16 protein-coding genes are annotated in these 19122 nt (G+C 59.4%); 11 read left to right on the top strand and 5 right to left on the bottom strand.

Translation table 11 applies throughout. The annotated features are described in order from the left end of the window. Nucleotides 1-38: 38 nt before the first annotated feature. Nucleotides 39-1817 carry an ABC transporter transmembrane domain-containing protein gene (locus AC07O1_RS09685; protein ID WP_495088627.1) on the bottom strand — a complete coding sequence of 593 codons (1779 nt, stop codon included), beginning with the start codon at nucleotides 1815-1817 and terminating at the stop codon, nucleotides 39-41. Between the two features lie 268 nt (nucleotides 1818-2085). On the opposite strand from AC07O1_RS09685, the gene AC07O1_RS09680 reads away from it, so the two are divergent. Continuing rightward, the gene (locus AC07O1_RS09680) at nucleotides 2086-2265 is read left to right on the top strand and encodes a PA1571 family protein (protein ID WP_494992315.1); all 180 of its coding nucleotides are present in this window, start codon (nucleotides 2086-2088) and stop codon (nucleotides 2263-2265) included. A 159-nt stretch (nucleotides 2266-2424) separates the two neighbouring features. On the opposite strand, the gene pdxB is transcribed toward AC07O1_RS09680, so the two are convergent. Beyond that, nucleotides 2425-3567, bottom strand: a complete 1143-nt coding sequence (gene pdxB / locus AC07O1_RS09675; protein ID WP_495088626.1) for a 4-phosphoerythronate dehydrogenase PdxB — start codon at nucleotides 3565-3567, stop codon at nucleotides 2425-2427. A gap of 214 nt (nucleotides 3568-3781) precedes the next feature. On the opposite strand from pdxB, the gene AC07O1_RS09670 reads away from it, so the two are divergent. Then, complete coding sequence (locus AC07O1_RS09670; RefSeq protein WP_495088625.1) at nucleotides 3782-5191, top strand: MATE family efflux transporter; 1410 nt, start codon at nucleotides 3782-3784, stop codon at nucleotides 5189-5191. On the opposite strand, the gene tusA is transcribed toward AC07O1_RS09670, so the two are convergent. Continuing rightward, entirely contained in the window at nucleotides 5188-5427 is a 240-nt protein-coding gene (gene tusA, locus AC07O1_RS09665) for a sulfurtransferase TusA (protein WP_495088669.1), read from the bottom strand. The two genes, AC07O1_RS09670 and tusA, sit on opposite strands and share 4 nt — an antisense overlap. Before the next feature lie 219 nt (nucleotides 5428-5646). Further along, a complete protein-coding gene (rlmM, locus tag AC07O1_RS09660; protein WP_495088624.1) occupies nucleotides 5647-6720 on the bottom strand; it encodes a 23S rRNA (cytidine(2498)-2'-O)-methyltransferase RlmM in 1074 nt (357 codons plus the stop codon). 218 nt (nucleotides 6721-6938) lie between these two features. Here rlmM and acnA point away from each other — a divergent pair, with 218 nt between their 5' ends. The 3 genes from acnA (at nucleotide 6939) to AC07O1_RS09645 (ending at nucleotide 12442) form a co-directional block, all read left to right on the top strand. Beyond that, the gene (acnA, locus tag AC07O1_RS09655; protein ID WP_495088623.1) at nucleotides 6939-9680 is read left to right on the top strand and encodes an aconitate hydratase AcnA; all 2742 of its coding nucleotides are present in this window, start codon (nucleotides 6939-6941) and stop codon (nucleotides 9678-9680) included. 169 nt (nucleotides 9681-9849) lie between these two features. After that, a complete protein-coding gene (locus AC07O1_RS09650) occupies nucleotides 9850-10641 on the top strand; it encodes a CPBP family intramembrane glutamic endopeptidase (protein ID WP_495088622.1) in 792 nt (263 codons plus the stop codon). A gap of 235 nt (nucleotides 10642-10876) precedes the next feature. Further along, nucleotides 10877-12442 carry a methyl-accepting chemotaxis protein gene (locus AC07O1_RS09645; RefSeq protein ID WP_494992321.1) on the top strand — a complete coding sequence of 522 codons (1566 nt, stop codon included), beginning with the start codon at nucleotides 10877-10879 and terminating at the stop codon, nucleotides 12440-12442. Between the two features lie 130 nt (nucleotides 12443-12572). Here AC07O1_RS09645 and AC07O1_RS09640 read toward each other — a convergent pair whose 3' ends face one another. After that, on the bottom strand, nucleotides 12573-13262 hold the full coding sequence (locus tag AC07O1_RS09640; protein ID WP_495088621.1) for an alpha/beta family hydrolase: 690 nt from the start codon (nucleotides 13260-13262) through the stop codon (nucleotides 12573-12575). Between the two features lie 100 nt (nucleotides 13263-13362). Between AC07O1_RS09640 and ccoN (AC07O1_RS09635) the strand changes: the two genes are divergently transcribed. The 6 genes from ccoN (AC07O1_RS09635) to ccoO (AC07O1_RS09610) all read left to right on the top strand — a co-directional run bounded on the left by ccoN (AC07O1_RS09635) (nucleotide 13363) and on the right by ccoO (AC07O1_RS09610) (nucleotide 19122). Then, nucleotides 13363-14787, top strand: a complete 1425-nt coding sequence (ccoN, locus tag AC07O1_RS09635) for a cytochrome-c oxidase, cbb3-type subunit I (RefSeq protein WP_494992323.1) — start codon at nucleotides 13363-13365, stop codon at nucleotides 14785-14787. Nucleotides 14788-14797: 10 nt separating this feature from the next. Continuing rightward, entirely contained in the window at nucleotides 14798-15406 is a 609-nt protein-coding gene (ccoO, locus tag AC07O1_RS09630; RefSeq protein ID WP_494992324.1) for a cytochrome-c oxidase, cbb3-type subunit II, read from the top strand. Nucleotides 15407-15409: 3 nt separating this feature from the next. Then, the gene (locus AC07O1_RS09625; protein ID WP_495088620.1) at nucleotides 15410-15640 is read left to right on the top strand and encodes a cbb3-type cytochrome oxidase subunit 3; all 231 of its coding nucleotides are present in this window, start codon (nucleotides 15410-15412) and stop codon (nucleotides 15638-15640) included. Beyond that, on the top strand, nucleotides 15637-16587 hold the full coding sequence (ccoP, locus tag AC07O1_RS09620; RefSeq protein WP_495088619.1) for a cytochrome-c oxidase, cbb3-type subunit III: 951 nt from the start codon (nucleotides 15637-15639) through the stop codon (nucleotides 16585-16587). The genes AC07O1_RS09625 and ccoP overlap by 4 nt, the downstream gene beginning before the upstream one ends. A gap of 484 nt (nucleotides 16588-17071) precedes the next feature. Next, nucleotides 17072-18514, top strand: coding sequence for a cytochrome-c oxidase, cbb3-type subunit I (gene ccoN, locus AC07O1_RS09615; protein ID WP_494992327.1), 1443 nt, complete (start codon nucleotides 17072-17074; stop codon nucleotides 18512-18514). Beyond that, on the top strand, nucleotides 18514-19122 hold the full coding sequence (gene ccoO, locus AC07O1_RS09610; RefSeq protein WP_494992328.1) for a cytochrome-c oxidase, cbb3-type subunit II: 609 nt from the start codon (nucleotides 18514-18516) through the stop codon (nucleotides 19120-19122). The genes ccoN (AC07O1_RS09615) and ccoO (AC07O1_RS09610) overlap by 1 nt, the downstream gene beginning before the upstream one ends.

Below are 19122 nucleotides of genomic sequence, written 5' to 3'. Positions count from 1 at the left end.
AGATTGATCGTTCCCACGCTTTGCGCGGGAACGATCATTCACGGTCGGACATCGAGTTCAGGCTTGCCATCATTAAACTGCAACGCCGCCAACTGCGCATACAGCGCATTGCTGGCGATCAGCTCCTGATGGGTGCCGATCGCTACCAGTTTTCCTTGATCCATCACCGCAATACGATCAGCATTTTTGACCGTGGCCAGGCGATGGGCGATGACCAGGGTGGTGCGGTTTTTCATCAGGCTTGGCAGGGCCTGCTGGATCAAGTGTTCGCTTTGGGCGTCGAGGGCACTGGTGGCTTCGTCCAGCAACAGGATCGGCGCATCGACCAGCAGCGCCCGGGCGATTGCCAGGCGCTGGCGCTGTCCGCCGGAGAGACCCAGGCCGCTGTCGCCGAGGTGAGTCTGGTAGCCGTGGGGCATTTTCTCGATGAATTCGTGAGCGTAGGCAATTTTTGCCGCTTCTTGCACCTGGGCCAGGGTCGCCGATGGATTTCCGTAGCGGATGTTCTCTTCGATGCTGCCAAAAAACAGCGCGGGGCTTTGCGAAACCAGCGCAAAACAGCGGCGCAGGTCCATGGGGTCGAGCCGGGGCAGTGGGTGCCCATCAAGCAGGATGCGGCCCTGCGTCGGGTCGTAGAAACGCAGCAGCAGATCGTAAACGGTTGATTTGCCAGCACCCGAAGGCCCGACCAGCGCCAGGGTTTCGCCGGCCTGGATGGTCAGATTGAGTCCGTCGATGGCATAGCTTTCCGGGCGCGACGGATAGGAGAAACGCAGGTCCTGCAAAACCAGATTACCTTCGACACGCTCCGGCAATTGGACTCGCCCGGTGACCGGCGCCTGGATGATGTTTTCCGAACGCAACAATTCAGCAATCCGCTCGGCCGCACCCGCCGCCCGCTGCAACTCGCCGATCACTTCGCTCAAGGTGCCAAAGGCACCGCCGACGATCAGGCTGTAAAAGACAAAGGCCGCCAGTTCACCACTGGAAATGCGCCCGGCGATCACGTCCATGCCACCGACCCAGAGCATCACCCCAACAGCACCGAGCACCAGCATGATCACCAGGGTGATCAACCAGGCCCGCTGCATGATGCGTTTACGCGCAGTGTCGAACGCCTCTTCAACGGTCACCGCGAAGCGTTGCTCATCCTGCACCTGATGGTTGTAGGCCTGCACGGTTTTGATCTGTCCAAGGGTTTCGGATACGTAACTGCCGACATCGGCGATACGGTCCTGGCTCAAACGCGACAGGCTGCGCACCCGGCGGCCGAAGATCAGGATCGGCGCCAACACCAGCGGCAAGGCAACCACTACGATACTGGTGAGTTTGGGATTGGTGATGAACAGCAGCACGATGCCGCCAATGACCATCAAGGCATTACGCAGGAACAGCGACAGCGACGAGCCGATCACCGATTGCAGCAGCGTGGTGTCGGCGGTCAACCGCGACTGGATTTCCGAGCTGCGGTTGTCCTCATAGAAGCCCGGGTGCAGGTAGATCAAATGGTTGAACACCTGCCGGCGAATATCCGCCACGCAACGCTCGCCAATCCAGGACACCAGATAGAAACGCACGAAGGTGCCCACCGCCAACCCCATCACCAGCATCAGAAACAAACCGATGGACTGGTTGAGCAGGTGCGGCGACCGGGTCATGAAGCCTTGATCCACCAGCAGGCGAATGCCCTGCCCCATGGACAAGGTGATGCCGGCGGTAACGATCAGGGCCAGCAAAGCGCCAAACGCCGGCCAGCGGTACGGCGCAATGAAATGAGTAGCCAGGCGGATCGCGCGACGGTGACGGGAAGAGAGCATGAAGATCATCCAATAGCACAACCAGAAAGGATAAACGCCACCAAGCCTACACCGACCAATCCGCCGGTTCTCTGTAAATCACAATGAGTCAGGTTAAATATGACCTCTGACAATAGACCCTAGATGTTATTGGTCTAAAGTCTGTCTGGAAGTTCGAGGACATTTCTGATGGACTGAGGATGCCGCTTGTGAATCCTGTAGGGAGTTGTCACAGCTTGGTCACCTGGCGGTTTTAGAGTAGGCACACAACCTGATGAGGAGACAGGCCATGTCCTTGCAACATAGCAGCGATGACAAAATTCAAGTGATCCGCACCCAGCCAGGTCAATCTCTGGGTTGCTCGATTATCGACGCTAAAGGGCGCGAAGTACCGATCACTGAAGACATGATCCAGAGCGCTTGCCGCGAACTGGAGCAACGATTGGTCAAGCCTGCCAAGCAAGACTGACACATAGCCTCACGTCCTCTTGACCCGGCCTTGATGCCGGGTTTTTTCTGGGCACTTTTCGGGGCCGCTGCGCGCCCCATCGCGGGCAAGCCTCGCTCCTACAAAAACACCGAAATCCTGTAGGAGCCGAGCTTGCTCGCGATGGGGCCAATCCGCTTCCTAGACTGCCACCGCCCCCAGCGCCAATACGATATTGCGCAGGACATGCGACTCCCCCTTGATCCTTACCGTCAGTCCATCAATCTCCCGCCGCTCTGGATAATGCTTGCGCAAGGCATCAAACGCCGCGCGCTGCTCTTGCACGCTGCCCACCAGACTACGACGAAAATCCGCATCGTCACGGCGCGGGTCGTAAACGCCACGGCACAACATAGCCAAAGCCCAGCCCGGATCGCTGCTGGCATTCAGGCTGACTTCAGCCAACCACGGCGCGGGCAATAATTGATCGAGACTGACCTGAGGCGTCTGCCCCTGGTACTCGCAAAACGCCTGATAGATCTGCGCGGTACCGCGTTGTTTGCCGTCGAGGCTGTAGCCGGCGATATGCGGGGTGGCCAGCACGCAAAGATCAGCCAGCGCCACATCGACCTGCGGCTCGCCCTCCCAGACATCCAGCACCGCTTGCAGGTCTTCACGCTGCAGCAGCACTTCGCGCAGGGCAGCGTTGTCCACTACCGGGCCACGGCTGGCATTGATCAGCCAGGTGCCGGATTTGAGTTGGTTCAACCGTGTTTTATCGAACAAGTGCCAGGTTGGCAGATCGCCGTTTTTGCTGAGCGGGGTGTGCAGACTGATGACATCGCACTGCTCGACAATCTGTTCCAGGCTGACGTAATCACCCCCTTCAGCGGCTTGCCGTGGTGGATCGCAAACCAGCACGTTCCAGCCCAGCCCCCGTAGCACCTTGACCAACCGACCACCCACTTCACCGGCGCCGACCACACCATAAGTGCGTCGGGTCAGGTCAGTGCCTTCGATTTCCGCCAACGTCAGCAAACTGCCGAGAACGTAGTCAACTACGCCACGGGCATTACAACCCGGAGCGCTGGACCAGGTGATACCAGCCTGCTGAAAGTAATCAAGATCCAGGTGATCGGTACCGATGGTGCAGGTGCCGACAAAGCGTACGTTGCTGCCTTCGAGCAGCGCACGGTCGACGTTGGTCACCGAGCGCACTAACAGAACATCGGCCTGCTCGATGGCGGCGCGGTCGATGGCGCGCCCCGGCAAGCGACGGATTTCGCCGATACCGGCAAAGAAGGCATCGAGCAGCGGGATATTTTCGTCGGCAACAATCAGCATGGCAGGCTCCTTTCGCGGAGCCGCAGTGTAGGCGTAGTTGAGGGTGAGGGGCCAGTGACGCGAAGAACTCAGTTGCATGCCCTCCCGTAGCAGCTGCATTGAAGCTATGTGTTTTTCCGCACTTACAAATCCGCAACACAGGAGTTTTCCTGACCATTGTGTCAAGGCGTAGAATGCGCCGCCTTGCGCATCAAAACCTCTGGACGCTTCGCTTGTGAATTCCGTGACTGACAGCCCCGCCGCTATTTCCCTCAACCGCCCTGCCCGGGTTCGTCTGGAGCTGCGTAATCTGCTCGGCCTGGCCTTGCCGATCATGATCGCGCAGCTGGCCACTACCGCGATGGGCTTCGTCGATGCGGTGATGGCCGGTCGTGTCGGGCCGCGAGATCTGGCCGCGGTGGCGCTGGGCAACTCGATTTGGGTGCCTGTGTTCCTGCTGATGACTGGTACGCTGCTGGCGACGACGCCGAAAGTCGCGCAACGTTTCGGGGCCGGCACTCACGCCGAGATCGGCCCGATTGTGCGTCAGGCGTTATGGCTGGCGTTGGTGGTCGGCTTGATGGCGACACTGATACTGTTCAATGCCGAGCCGGTTTTGCATGTAATGAAGGTCGATCCCGAATTGATCGGCCCTTGCATGGAATACCTGCGCGGCATTGCCACCGGGTTGCCAGCCGTTGCGCTCTACCATGTGCTGCGCTGCTTCAGCGATGGCATGGGCCGCACCCGCCCGAGCATGGTGCTGGGTCTGTGCGGGCTGGCGCTGAATATTCCGCTCAACTATGTGTTCATTTATGGCCACCTCGGTGTGCCGGCCATGGGCGGTGTCGGTTGCGGCTGGGCCACGGCAATCGTGATGTGGGTGATGATGCTCGGCATGGCGGGCTGGACCCGCTGGGCACCGGCGTATCAGTCGAGCCAGTTGTTCAGTCGTTTCGAGTGGCCACAATGGGCAATGATCAAGCGCCTGCTGAGCATCGGTCTGCCAATCGGTATTGCCGTGTTCGCCGAGTCGAGCATTTTCGCGGTGATCGCCCTGTTGATCGGCAGCCTCGGCGCCACGGTAGTGGCAGGACACCAGATCGCCCTGAACTTCAGCTCGCTGGTGTTCATGATCCCCTACTCCCTCGCAATGGCTGTGACCGTGCGTGTCGGCCAGGCACTGGGGCGTGAAGAGCCCCGTGAGGCGCGCTTTGCCGCCGGTGTCGGCATGGGTACGGCGCTGGCCTATGCCTGCATCTCCGCCAGCATGATGTCGCTGCTGCGTGAGCACATCGCGGCGATCTATACCGCCGACCCGATGGTGATTCAGGTCGCGTCGATGCTGATCATCTATTCGGCGTTGTTCCAGTTCTCGGATGCAATTCAGGTAACTGCGGCCGGCGCCTTGCGCGGTTATCAGGACACTCGGGTGACGATGATCCTGACGCTGTTCGCCTACTGGGGGATTGGCTTGCCGGTGGGTTACGCCCTGGGCCTGACCGACTGGCTCGGTACTGCCAGTGGCCCGAGCGGGCTATGGCAAGGTTTGATCGTCGGTTTGAGTTGCGCGGCACTGATGCTGTCGATCCGCCTGACACGCAGTGCACGCAAGCGGATCCGGATCAGCCGCTCGAGGGGTTAATCGAGCTTCTTGCGAATCCAGTACAGGTAGGTGCCCGCCTCTTCCCGCTGCTCTACCAGTTCGTGGTCGAGAAACACGCAGAACTTGGGGATGTCGCGACGGGTCGACGGATCGGTGGCGATCACCTTGAGCAGGCCGCCGGGCGGCAGGTCGCGGATGTGCTGATGCAGCATCATCACCGGCTCCGGGCAGTTGAGGCCGGTGGCGTCGAGGATCGCGTCGACGGGCGTATCGATGGTTTGGCTCATACTTCACTCCTGAAACTGGCCGGCATTGTCGCGCAAAGCCGGGTGTCGAGTCATCTGTGGCGTTTTACCTAATGTAGGAGCCGAGCTTGCTCGCGATGCAGGCGGCGAGGTGCATCAGGCAAACCGCGTCATCGTTCATCGCGAGCAAGCTCGGCTCCTACAGATCCTGCGCCGACCTTGTGGGAGCCGGGCTTGCCCGCGAAAGGCTCAGCGGGATTTCGGCTTTTTTACATCCAGACGACGCAAATGGCAGGTCACTTCTTCGCGGTCGTGATACAGCTGCTTGCAGCCAATGGCGACGCGGATGCCGCGTTCCTTGAAGCCTTCTTCGATACGTTCGAGCAAGCGCTTTACTTCCGCGTAGCGCTGTTTCATCGGCAGCTTCAGGTTTACCACCGCTTCCCGGCAATGCCCCTCGCCAATCCAGGTTTCCAGGAGCGCCGCATTGCGCGCAGGCTTCTCGACGATATCGCAGACCATCCAGTCCACTGGTTGCTTGGGTTTGAAGGTGAAACCGTCAGCCATCAAATGTTGAACCAGCCCTGTGTCCATCAAGCTCTCAGCCATCGGACCGTTGTCGATGGCGGTCACCAGCATCCCGCGATTGACCAGTTGCCAGGTCCAGCCGCCAGGTGCGGCACCGAGATCGACACCGGTCATATCGCTGTGCAAGCGCTCGTCCCACTGATCGCGGGGGATGAAATGGTGCCAGGCCTCTTCCAGCTTCAGCGTCGAACGGCTTGGCGCTTCGCGGGGGAACTTCAGGCGTGGAATCCCCATCGGCCACATCGCTGAGTTGTTGCTTTCAGCCAGACCGAGAAACACCTCGCGACCGCTTTTAAAGGTCAGCAATAGTCGAGGTTTGCCAGCGTCTTCCACCAGTTTTCCGGCACTGGTCAGCGCCTTGCGCAACGGGCCTTCGAACTTCTTGCAGAAATTCGACAGTTCTTTACCGTCATTGGTATCGACGACTTCCAGCCATAGGCTGCCGCAGACAGGGAACCTTGCCATATGAGCAAGAATCACGCTGATACGGTCGGTTTCCGGCAAGTCGATAAACATGCCGCGGGCCCATTGCCGCACAAAGATCAGCTCGGCGAAACGCTGACCGCGCATCAGTTGCTCGGCGCCATCGTCTTCGGTGCAGACAAACTCGGCGCAGGCGCTGCTGGCCTTGGCCTTGGCATAACCGGCCACATTCAGACGCGCGGCGAGTTCGGATATCTCGGAACAGACTTCGCCTTCGAAGCCGGGCCGGCAATGCATAAAGAGGGTGTTCATTCATACTCCTGGGCAGTTGGCGAACAATTCAGCCACTGCACGATGTCCAGACCCTAAAGCAAAGCCTGTCACGAAAACCGGCGCATGATAGCCGAGTTCGGAACCCTGGACTTGTCCATAGAGTCCGGTTATTAGCCAGATTCCCCAATCAGAGCTAGGTTAAAGGCTCTGCCCGTCCCGCCAGGTCCGTAGCCGTGCGGACTAAAAGGAGTCATTCAATGCCGTCCCTCGATAGCCTGAAAGCCCTTAAAACATTAAAAGTCGACGACAAGACTTATCACTATTTCAGCCTGCCGGAAGCCGCCAAGTCTCTTGGTGATCTCGACAAACTGCCCATGTCGCTGAAAGTCCTGCTGGAAAACCTGCTGCGCTGGGAAGACGAAAAAACCGTTACCGGCGCCGACCTCAAGGCCCTCGCGGCCTGGCTCAAGGAACGCCGCTCCGACCGGGAAATTCAGTACCGTCCGGCGCGGGTGCTGATGCAAGACTTCACTGGCGTACCCGCGGTGGTCGACCTGGCTGCCATGCGCGCCGCCGTGGCCAAGGCCGGCGGCGATCCGCAACGCATCAACCCGCTGTCGCCGGTGGACCTGGTGATCGATCACTCGGTGATGGTCGACAAATTTGCCAGTGCCAGTGCGTTCAAACAGAACGTCGACATCGAAATGCAGCGCAATGGCGAACGTTATGCCTTCCTGCGTTGGGGCCAAAGCGCCTTTGACAACTTCAGCGTGGTGCCACCGGGCACCGGGATCTGTCACCAGGTCAACCTCGAATACCTCGGCCGCACGGTCTGGACCAAGGATGAAGACAGCCGCACCTATGCCTTCCCGGACACACTGGTCGGTACAGATTCCCACACCACCATGATCAATGGCCTCGGCGTACTCGGCTGGGGTGTCGGCGGTATCGAAGCCGAAGCCGCGATGCTCGGCCAACCGGTGTCGATGCTGATTCCGGAAGTGATCGGCTTCAAGCTGACCGGCAAGCTCAAGGAGGGCATCACCGCCACTGACCTGGTGCTGACCGTCACACAGATGCTGCGCAAGAAAGGCGTGGTCGGCAAATTCGTCGAGTTCTATGGCGACGGCCTCGCCGACTTGCCGCTGGCGGACCGCGCAACCATTGCCAATATGGCCCCGGAATACGGCGCTACCTGCGGATTTTTCCCGGTGGATGACGTCACCCTGGACTACCTGCGTTTGTCCGGCCGGTCGACTGAAACCGTAAAACTGGTGGAGGCCTACAGCAAGGTTCAGGGCCTGTGGCGCTTGCCCGGCAAAGAACCGGTATTCACCGATAGCCTGGCGCTGGACATGGGCCGCGTCGAGGCCAGCCTGGCCGGCCCCAAGCGCCCACAGGACCGCGTCTCGCTGCCGAACGTCGGCCAGGCCTTTACCGACTTTCTCGGCCTACAATACAAACCCACCAGCAAAGAAGAGGGTCGCCTGGAAAGCGAAGGCGGCGGTGGCGTCGCGGTGGGCAGCGCTGAACTTGTAGGCGAAGCGGATTATGACTATGAAGGCCAGACCTATCGCTTGAAAAACGGCGCCGTGGTGATTGCCGCGATCACCTCCTGCACCAACACCTCCAACCCCAGCGTCATGATGGCAGCCGGGTTGGTGGCGAAAAAAGCCGTGGAGAAAGGCCTCAAACGCAAACCCTGGGTCAAGAGTTCCCTGGCACCCGGCTCGAAAGTCGTCACCGACTACTACAACGCCGCGGGCCTGACCCAGTATCTCGATGAACTGGGTTTTTCCTTGGTCGGATACGGCTGCACGACCTGCATCGGTAACTCCGGGCCGTTGTCGGAGCCAATCGAAAAGGCCATTCAAAAGGCAGACCTGACCGTCGCCTCGGTATTGTCCGGCAACCGCAACTTCGAGGGTCGCGTACATCCACTGGTGAAAACCAACTGGCTGGCGTCGCCACCGCTGGTGGTAGCCTACGCCCTGGCTGGCAGCGTGCGGATCGATATCAGTAGCGAGCCGCTGGGTATCGGTACCGATGGCCAGCCGGTGTACCTGCGCGACATCTGGCCCAGTGCCAAGGAAATCGCCGACGCGGTGGCCCAGGTCAGTACCAAAATGTTCCACAAGGAATACGCCGAAGTGTTTGCCGGTGACGCACAATGGCAAGCCATCGAAGTCCCGCAAGCGGCGACCTATGTCTGGCAGCAGGACTCCACCTACATCCAGCATCCACCGTTCTTCGATGACATCGCAGGCCCGTTGCCGGTAGTCGCAGACGTCAAGGGCGCGAGGGTTCTGGCGCTGCTCGGCGACTCGGTGACCACCGACCACATCTCCCCTGCCGGTAACATCAAGACCGACAGCCCTGCCGGGAGCTACCTGCGCGGATTGGGTGTGGAGCCGCGCGACTTCAACTCCTATGGCTCACGTCGCGGCAACCATGAAGTGATGATGCGCGGCACCTTCGCCAACATCCGTATCCGCAATGAAATGCTTGGGGGCGAAGAAGGCGGCAACACGATCTACATCCCCACCGGCGAAAAACTGCCGATCTACGATGCAGCCATGCGTTATCAGGCAGCCGGCACTCCACTGGTGGTGATCGCAGGTCAGGAATACGGCACCGGCTCAAGCCGCGATTGGGCAGCCAAGGGCACCAACCTGCTGGGAGTCAAGGCGGTGATCGCCGAGAGTTTCGAGCGTATCCACCGCTCCAACCTGGTGGGCATGGGCGTGCTGCCGTTGCAGTTCAAACTTGATCAGAACCGCAAGAGCCTGAAACTGACGGGCAAGGAAACCCTGGATATTCAGGGCTTGACCGGCGTCGAACTGCAACCGCGCATGAACCTCACACTGGTGATCACCCGTGAAGACGGCAGCAGCGAGAAGATCGAAGTGCTGTGCCGGATCGACACCTTGAATGAAGTTGAGTACTACAAGTCGGGGGGGATTCTGCATTACGTGTTGCGGCAGTTGATCGCGTCGTAATTCCACTTCACCTGAAACACCGCCTTCGGGCGGTGTTTTTGTTTGGCTGATGGGAGTGTTCCTCTGTTTATAATTGCGCCCCCGATAGGTTCGGGCGCATTCGGACGATCCGGGCGACTCAGACCGCTCCAGCGTTTTAAGGTAAGACTCCCGCCTGAAAGGACTTCACATGATCGCTTTGCCATGGCTCTATCTGGCACTCCTCTGCATCGGCTACAGCCTGGCAATGTTTGCCGGACAACTGGAGGTGCAAGCACTGATCGCCGTTGCCTTGCTGCTGTTTGCAGGTTTTGCCGTGCGCCAGCAAAAGAGCCGTTATGGCCGTTATCTCGGACACGGCTTGTTTGTGGTACTGGCCCTCGCGTTGGCTCTGCATTGGTTACCGGGCTTCTACAACGGTAGCGTCATTGGCCCCGAAGTCTTTACCGAAGATGCAGTGCCGTTCTCGATGTACCTCAATCTGGACAAACCGCTGATTGGCTTCTGGCTGTTGCTGGTATGCCCATGGATTGTCGGACGGCGTTCTCTGCGTCTTTCGCTGTACGCGACCGCCCTGGCCTTGCCCCTGAGTGCACTGGCCGCGCTCGGTGGTGCGGTGTTGCTGGGCGTCACTCATTGGGAACCGAAGTGGCCGGATCAAGGTTGGCTTTGGGTACTGAACAACCTGCTGTTGGTGACTCTGGTCGAGGAAGCCCTGTTTCGTGGCTATATTCAGGGCGGTTTGAGCCAGCGCTTCAAACAGCTGCCTTATGGCGAAACCCTTGCACTGATATTCGCGGCGCTGCTCTTTGGCCTGGTGCATCTGGGCGCCGGCTGGCAATGGGTATTGCTGGCGAGTATTGCCGGGGTCGGCTACGGTCTGGCCTATCGTTTTGGCGGACTGAGCGCGGCAATCGCCACGCACTTTGGTTTGAATCTACTGCATTTCGGGCTGTTTACTTATCCGATGCTGGCTGGATAAGACATTACCGGATCAAACAGGTACTGAAGTACCAGATAACATGAGCTTCAGTACCATTGTCTGGTCAGGAAGAACAACTTGGCCGACTCTGCGCAAATTTCTGCAACAGTCCATTCACTATCCATTTCAAGGCGCAAACCGCTCACCTGAGACGCACCACCGATTTTTGAAAAATATTTTCAATAATCCCCAGGCACTGCCGACAACCTGACAAAGCCTTGCGGATTGAAAAACCATGCGTAACAACCAGCCCGTTACACAACGTGAACGTACCTTCCCGGCTCAGCAACGGTTGATTTCCACCACCGATGCCAAAGGCGTGATTACCTACTGCAACGACGCTTTCGTTGAAATAAGTGGTTTTTCTCGAGAGGAACTGATCCGTGCACCGCACAACCTGGTACGTCACCCAGACGTCCCGGCAGCGGTGTTTGCGCACATGTGGGGCACTCTGAAGCAAGGCTTGCCCTGGATGGGCATTGTCAAGAATCGCTGTAAATCCGGTGACCACTACTGGGTCAACGCCTATGTCACACCGGTTTTCGAAGGCAATCAGGTGGTCGGTTACGAGTCGGTACGGGTCAAACCCACCGCCGAACAGATCCACCGCGCCGAAGCGCTCTACCAACGTATCAACCAGGGCAAGTCGGCCATTCCTCAAAGTGATAAATGGTTGCCGGTACTGCAAGACTGGTTGCCGTTCATTCTGGTCAGCCAGCTCAGCTTTCTGATTGGCATCTGGCTCAACTCCCATTGGGGCTTCGCCCTGGCTGCCGGGCTCTCGGTGCCGCTGGGTCTGCTCGGTTTGAGCTGGCAACAACGTGGCCTCAAGCGCTTGCTGCGCCTGGCTGAACAGACCACCTCGGACCCGCTGATCGCACAGATGTACACCGACAGTCGCGGCGCCCAGGCACGCCTGGAGATGTCCATTCTCAGCCAGGAGGCACGCCTGAAAACCTGCCTGACCCGCCTCCAGGACACCGCCGAGCACTTGAACGAGCAAGCCCGTCAATCCGACGCCCTGGCCCACAAGAGCTCCACCGGGCTGGAGCGCCAGCGGGTTGAGACTGAGCAAGTGGCCACTGCCGTCAACCAGATGGCTGCCACCACTCAAGAAGTCGCCAGCCACGTCCAGCGCACCGCCGACGCCACTCAGCAAGCCAATCGCCTGACCAGTCGCGGCCGCGACGTCGCCGGCGAAACCCGCGAAGCCATCCAGCGCCTGTCGCAGGTGGTCGGTGAAACCGGCGCCACGGTAACTCAACTGGCCAAAGACAGCGACGAAATCGGCGGCGTGGTCGATGTGATCAAAGGCATCGCCGACCAGACCAACCTGCTGGCCTTGAACGCCGCCATCGAAGCGGCCCGCGCCGGTGAAATGGGGCGTGGCTTTGCGGTGGTTGCCGATGAAGTACGGCAACTGGCGCAACGTACCAGTGAGTCCACCGGGCAGATCCACAGCCTGATCGCCAAACTGCAACAGACCGCCAGCACCGCCGTACAAACCATGGACGCCGGCCATCGCCAGGCTGAAGAAGGTGTCGCGCGGGTACTCGAGGCCGACAAGGCGTTGGTGGGCATCAGCGAAGCGGTGGCCAACATCACCGACATGACCGCTCAGATTGCAGCTGCGACCGAAGAACAAAGCGCCGTGGCTGAAGAGATCAGCCGCAATATCAGCACCATCGCGCAGCTGGCTGATCAGACCTCGGAACAAGCGCAAAACTCGGCACTGCTCAGTGAAGAGTTGACCCGTACAGCGAATACCCAGTATTCGTTGGTGGAACGCTTTAACCGCTGACAGATGCACCCCTACCGATCGTTCCCACGCTCTGCGTGGGAATGCATCCCGTGACGCTCTGCGTCACATCCAGAAGCGGAACGCGGAGCGTCCCTGGCGGCATTCCCACGCGGAGCGTGGGAATGATCACTTAACGGAGAAATTCGGCGACCTTTTTGGCAGCGGACTCCAAATGGTGCTCATGGGTAAAGCCCGAGGCCTTCAACGGCTTAAGGTCATGATCCCCCGCCACCAGCCACATCACCTCGATGCTCGGCGACAATACGTAACCCTCCACCGCCTGCCGATTACCCAATGCATCCCGCTCACCTTGAACGATCAAAGTCGGGGTTCTCAATTCGGCCAGATGCTCGACTCGAGGTTTTTCCGGTTTACCCACCGCATAAAACGGATACCCCAGACACACCAGCGCATCCGCCTGCAATTCATCCGCCAGCAAACTGGCCATGCGCCCGCCCATGGACTTGCCGCCGATGACCAAACGCCCAGCGACATGGCGTCGCACTTGGGTATACACCTCGCGCCAGCATTCCAGCAGTTTCGGCGCTGGATTAGGCGGGCGTCTACCGCCGTCCAGGCGTCGTTGGGCCATGTAGGGAAACTCAAAGCGCAGCACGTTGATCCCGCGCCCGGCAAGGCGTGCGGCCATGTCACTCATGAAGCTGCTGTCCATCGGCGCACCGGCACCGTGGGCCAGGATCAGCGTCAGCGATTCAGCCGTCGCAGCGGATAGTTGCGCGGCATTCCACAGCCAGCCGTGATCCCGCAGGCACTTGCCCCATTGATCCCCGTCAATACTGGCCTTGTGCTCTTTGTCCATGCTTGCCTCGCTTTTAGTCTGCCTATAACTCCAGAAGTAGTGAGCGCGCCGTTGCCGTGCGCAGGCGCTTTCACTTCAGCTGAACCGTGGATGGGGAACCATGAACACTTCTATCAGTACCGCCTATAACTACAAGGTGGTCCGCCAATTCGCCATTATGACGGTGGTGTGGGGCATCGTCGGCATGGGACTCGGGGTTTTTCTCGCTGCCCAATTGGTCTGGCCCGAACTCAACTTCAACCTGCCGTGGACCAGTTTCGGTCGCCTGCGCCCCTTGCACACCAATGCGGTGATTTTCGCCTTCGGTGGCTGCGCGCTGTTTGCCAGCTCCTTCTATTCAGTACAACGCACCTGCCAAACGCAGCTGTTTGCACCGAAAGTCGCCGCATTCACCTTCTGGGGCTGGCAACTGGTGATCCTGCTGGCGGCCATCAGCCTGCCATTGGGTTACACCAGCTCCAAAGAGTACGCCGAGCTGGAATGGCCGATCGACATCCTGATCACCATCGTCTGGGTCGCCTACGCCTATGTGTTCTTCGGCACGCTGATCAAGCGCAAGACCAGGCACATCTATGTCGGGAACTGGTTCTTCGGTGCGTTCATCATCACCGTGGCGATTCTGCATATCGTCAACAATCTGGAAATTCCGGTCAGCCTGACCAAGTCCTACTCGCTCTACGGCGGGGCGACCGATGCCATGGTTCAGTGGTGGTACGGCCACAACGCCGTGGGCTTCTTCCTCACCGCGGGCTTTCTCGGGATGATGTATTACTTCGTGCCCAAGCAGGCCGAGCGTCCGGTGTACTCCTATCGTTTGTCGATCGTGCACTTCTGGGCACTGATCACCCTGTACATCTGGGCCGGCCCGCACCACCTGCACTACACCGCACTGCCGGACTGGGCACAGTCACTGGGCATGGTGATGTCGTTGATTCTGCTGGCGCCCAGCTGGGGCGGGATGATCAACGGCATGATGACCCTGTCGGGCGCCTGGCATAAGTTGCGCAGCGACCCGGTCCTGCGCTTCCTGGTGGTCTCCCTGGCGTTCTACGGCATGTCGACTTTCGAAGGGCCGATGATGGCCATCAAGACCGTCAACGCCCTCTCCCACTACACCGACTGGACCATCGGCCACGTTCACGCTGGCGCTCTGGGCTGGGTAGCGATGATCTCGATCGGCGCGCTGTACCACATGATCCCGAAAATCTTCGGCCGCCCGGCCATGCACAGCATCGGCCTGATCAACGCGCACTTCTGGCTCGCAACCATTGGCACCGTGCTCTACATCGCCTCGATGTGGGTCAACGGCATCGCCCAGGGCCTGATGTGGCGCGCAGTCAATGAAGACGGCACGCTGACCTACTCCTTCGTCGAAACCCTGGTGGCCAGCCATCCAGGCTTCGTCGTGCGGTTGGTGGGGGGCGCGATCTTCTTCAGCGGCATGTTGCTGATGGCCTACAACACCTGGCGCACCGTGCGCGCTGCCGAGCCTGCCGAAGTCGCCACCGCGGCGCAGATGGCCTGAGGAGTCCGCCATGAAACACGAAACAATCGAGAAAAACGTCGGCCTGTTGCTGCTGTTGATGGTTCTGGCCGTCAGCATCGGTGGTCTGACCCAGATCGTCCCGCTGTTCTTTCAGGACGTGACCAACAAACCGGTCGAGGGCATGAAGCCCTATACCGCCTTGCAACTGGAAGGTCGCGACATTTATATCCGCGAAGGCTGCGTCGGTTGCCACTCGCAGATGATTCGTCCGTTCCGCGCCGAAACCGAGCGCTACGGCCACTATTCGGTGGCCGGGGAAAGCGTGTGGGATCACCCGTTCCTCTGGGGCTCCAAACGCACGGGGCCAGACCTGGCCCGGGTCGGCGGTCGCTACTCCGAAGACTGGCACCGCGCGCACTTGTACAACCCGCGCAACGTGGTGCCGGAATCGAAGATGCCCGCCTACCCCTGGCTGGTGGCCAATCCGCTCGACAGCAGCCACACCGAAACCAAGCTGCGGGTGATGCGCACCCTTGGCGTCCCGTACACCGACGCCGACATCGCCGGCGCCACCGAGACACTCAAGGGCAAGACCGAAATGGACGCACTGGTCGCTTACCTGCAAGTGCTTGGCACTGCGATCAAGAGCAAGAGGTGAGCCATGGGTTTCGAACTCGATAGTGGAATGATCCGCGGCCTTGGCACGCTAGTGGTGATGATCGCCTTCATCGGCCTGTCGCTCTGGGTCTTCAACGCCAGGCGCAATCCTGAGTTCGCTCAGGCGCGCCTGCTGCCGTTTGCCGACGAACCGATGCCCGGTGTGCAAACGCCCGGCCTTCAACCTGATGACGCTCAATCCGAAGAGCACGCGACAAGGAGCATTCGGCCATGACCACCTTCTGGAGTACGTACATCTGCGTACTGACCATTGGCAGCCTGATCGGGCTGACCTGGCTATTGATCGGTACGCGCAAGGGCGAAACCAAAGGCAGTGTCGACCAGACCATGGGCCACAGCTTCGACGGCATCGAGGAGTATGACAACCCGTTACCGCAATGGTGGTTCATGCTCTTCGCCGGCACCCTGGTGTTTGCCGTGGGCTATTTGGTCCTCTACCCCGGCCTGGGCAACTGGAAAGGCGTGCTGCCGGGCTATGAAAACGGCTGGACCGGCGTGCACGAATGGGAAAAGGAAATGGACAAGGCCAACGCCAGGTTCGGTCCGATCTTCGCTAAATTCGCCGCTATGCCCCTGGAAGACGTCGCCAAAGATCCGCAAGCATTGAAGATGGGAGGTCGCCTGTTTGCCTCCAACTGCGCGGTTTGCCACGGCTCGGATGCCAAGGGCGCGTTCGGCTTCCCCAACCTCGCCGACAACATCTGGCGCTGGGGCGGCAACGCCGACACGATCAAAACCACCATCATGGGCGGTCGCATGGCGGCCATGCCGGCCTGGGGTGAAATCCTCGGTGAAACGGGAGTCAAGAACGTGGCGGCCTATGTCCGTCATGAGCTGGCAGGGCTGCCATTGCCTGCCGACAGCGGCGCCGATCTGCAAGCCGGACAGCAAGTATTCAGCACCACCTGTGTAGCCTGTCATGGGGCAAACGGCCAGGGCACTGAAGCCATGGGAGCGCCGAATCTGACGCAACCGGCCGGATTTATCTACGGTACAAGCCTGGCGCAACTGCAACAGACCATTCGTCATGGCCGCCAGGGCCATATGCCGGCGCAGAACGAACTGCTCGGCAACGACAAGGTGCAACTGCTGGCCGCGTATGTTTTCAGCCTGTCGCGCAGTACTGATGATCAGGGGCGTACTGAAAGCAAAAGCGAATAACCGGTGACTGCTTCGCTGCCGCATCCGCTCAGGATGCGGTAGTTCCCTGCCTCTACGCGACCAAGTGTCGCACCCCCCAAATGGTCCGCCTTTCCACTCTCAGGATTCGGGTCTAAGCTTGCCCGTCAGTGGACTGGCACATGTCGGTCACAGGCCAGCTGTAACCGATGGGTTCGACGATTCTGCTCGATGACAGGCCGCAAAGGCTGGTTTATACCGGCTGTCGTGCAAATTACCGCCTGTCACCTGATCTTCTCGTTTCAACACACCTCGTTACAACTAACCTGCACCCCTCGCCTTTTTCATCCACTGCGACATTTTTTCCGAGGGCATTTTTGTCCTTACGCGGCGCATGGAAAGGCCGCAGAATCAGCGTCGGGAAGCATTGACCCAGGTCATGGCGCGTTGCAATGACACCCTGCTTTCTCCATACTTGCGACCGATTTTTACTCCTAATAAAACACCCAAACCGTGGAACCTTAGAATGAGCACAGCAATCAGTCCGACTGCTTATAACTATAAGGTAGTCCGCCAGTTCGCCATCATGACGGTGGTCTGGGGGATCCTTGGCATGGGGCTCGGTGTCTTCATCGCCTCACAGCTCGTATGGCCAGAACTTAACTTTGGCCTGCCGTGGACGACTTTCGGACGCCTACGCCCGTTGCACACCAACCTGGTGATTTTCGCCTTCGGTGGTTGTGCACTGTTTGCCACTTCTTATTACGTCGTGCAGCGAACCTGCCAAACGCGACTGATTTCCGACAGCATGGCCGCCTTCCACTTCTGGGGATGGCAGGCGGTAATCGTCGGCGCGATCGTTACCTTGCCGCTGGGTTACACCACCACCAAGGAATACGCGGAACTGGAATGGCCTCTGGCTATCCTGCTGGCTATCGTCTGGGTCACCTACGCTGTGGTGTTCTTCGGAACCATCGTCAAGCGCAAGACCAAGCACATCTATGTTGGTAACTGGTTCTACGGTGCCTTCATTGTCGTGACGGCCATGCTGCACATCGTCAACCACGCCTCCCTGCCGGTCAGCCTCTTCAAGTCCTACTCGGCCTATGCCGGTGCGACTGACGCGATGATCCAGTGGTGGTACGGCCACAACGCCGTGGGCTTCTTCCTGACCACGGGCTTTCTGGGGATGATGTACTACTTCGTACCCAAGCAGGCCGAGCGTCCGATCTACTCCTATCGCCTGTCGATCGTGCACTTCTGGGCACTGATCACCCTGTACATCTGGGCCGGTCCGCACCACTTGCACTACACCGCTCTGCCGGATTGGGCACAGTCCCTGGGCATGGCGATGTCGATCATCCTGCTGGCGCCAAGCTGGGGCGGCATGATCAACGGCATGATGACCCTGTCGGGCGCCTGGCATAAGCTGCGTACCGACCCGATCCTGCGTTTCCTGGTCGTCTCCCTGGCGTTCTACGGCATGTCGACCTTCGAAGGCCCGATGATGGCCATCAAGACCGTCAACTCGCTGTCCCACTACACTGACTGGACCATCGGCCACGTACACGCCGGTGCTTTGGGCTGGGTTGCGATGATCTCGATCGGCGCCATCTACCACATGATTCCGAAACTGTTCGGTCGTGCACAGATGCACAGCGTCGGCCTGATCAACACCCACTTCTGGCTCGCGACCATCGGTACCGTGCTCTACATCGCTTCGATGTGGGTCAACGGCATCACCCAGGGTCTGATGTGGCGTGCAATCAACGATGACGGCACCCTCACCTACTCCTTCGTCGAAGCGCTGCAAGCCAGCCACCCTGGTTACATCGTTCGTGCCCTGGGCGGTGCGTTCTTTGCCAGCGGCATGCTGTTCATGGCGTACAACGTGTTCCGTACCGTACGCGCCTCGAACCCGGCTGAAGCTGAAGCCGCCGCTCAGATCGCTGTAGTTGGAGCTCACTGATGAATCATGATGTAGTCGAGAAGAATATCGGCCTGCTGGCCTTCTTCATGGTCATCGCCGTCAGCATCGGCGGCCTGACCCAAATCGTTCCGTTGTTTTTCCAGGACGTCACCAACAAACCGGTCGAAGGCATGAAGCCGCGTCCGGCGCTGGAACTTGAAGGCCGTGACATTTTCATCGCCAACGGTTGTGTCGGCTGCCACTCGCAGATGATCCGCCCCTTCCGCGCTGAAACCGAACGCTATGGCCACTACTCGGTTGCCGGTGAAAGCGTCTGGGATCACCCGTTCCTGTGGGGTTCCAAGCGTACCGGTCCGGACCTGGCCCGGGTCGGCGGTCGTTACTCCGATGACTGGCAGCGTGCGCACTTGTACAACCCGCGCAACGTAGTGCCTGAGTCGAAAATGCCGGCTTACCCGTTCCTCGTGGAAAACAAGCTCGACGGCAAAGACACCGCGAAAAAAATGGAAGTCTTGCGCACGCTCGGCGTCCCTTACACCGACGAAGACATCGCCGGCGCCAAGGATGCGGTGAAGGGCAAAACCGAAATGGACGCGCTGGTGGCCTATCTGCAAGGCCTGGGCACCATCATCAAAAGCAAACGGTGA

The organism is Pseudomonas sp. GW821-FHT07G10 (genome assembly GCF_059418545.1).
Note: the sequence above shows the minus strand (reverse complement) of the source record. Positions and strands in the feature narration are given on the sequence as shown.

Bases quoted from the DNA above. Each gene is read 5' to 3' on its own strand.
- AC07O1_RS09685 (WP_495088627.1), bottom strand. From the start codon at position 1,817: ATGCTCTCTTCCCGTCACCGTCGCGCGATCCGCCTGGCTACTCATTTC.
- AC07O1_RS09680 (WP_494992315.1), top strand. From the start codon at position 2,086: ATGTCCTTGCAACATAGCAGCGATGACAAAATTCAAGTGATCCGCACC.
- pdxB (WP_495088626.1), bottom strand. From the start codon at position 3,567: ATGCTGATTGTTGCCGACGAAAATATCCCGCTGCTCGATGCCTTCTTT.
- rlmM (WP_495088624.1), bottom strand. From the start codon at position 6,720: ATGAACACCCTCTTTATGCATTGCCGGCCCGGCTTCGAAGGCGAAGTC.
- acnA (WP_495088623.1), top strand. From the start codon at position 6,939: ATGCCGTCCCTCGATAGCCTGAAAGCCCTTAAAACATTAAAAGTCGAC.
- AC07O1_RS09650 (WP_495088622.1), top strand. From the start codon at position 9,850: ATGATCGCTTTGCCATGGCTCTATCTGGCACTCCTCTGCATCGGCTAC.
- AC07O1_RS09645 (WP_494992321.1), top strand. From the start codon at position 10,877: ATGCGTAACAACCAGCCCGTTACACAACGTGAACGTACCTTCCCGGCT.
- AC07O1_RS09640 (WP_495088621.1), bottom strand. From the start codon at position 13,262: ATGGACAAAGAGCACAAGGCCAGTATTGACGGGGATCAATGGGGCAAG.
- ccoN (WP_494992323.1), top strand. From the start codon at position 13,363: ATGAACACTTCTATCAGTACCGCCTATAACTACAAGGTGGTCCGCCAA.
- ccoO (WP_494992324.1), top strand. From the start codon at position 14,798: ATGAAACACGAAACAATCGAGAAAAACGTCGGCCTGTTGCTGCTGTTG.
- AC07O1_RS09625 (WP_495088620.1), top strand. From the start codon at position 15,410: ATGGGTTTCGAACTCGATAGTGGAATGATCCGCGGCCTTGGCACGCTA.
- ccoP (WP_495088619.1), top strand. From the start codon at position 15,637: ATGACCACCTTCTGGAGTACGTACATCTGCGTACTGACCATTGGCAGC.
- ccoN (WP_494992327.1), top strand. From the start codon at position 17,072: ATGAGCACAGCAATCAGTCCGACTGCTTATAACTATAAGGTAGTCCGC.
- ccoO (WP_494992328.1), top strand. From the start codon at position 18,514: ATGAATCATGATGTAGTCGAGAAGAATATCGGCCTGCTGGCCTTCTTC.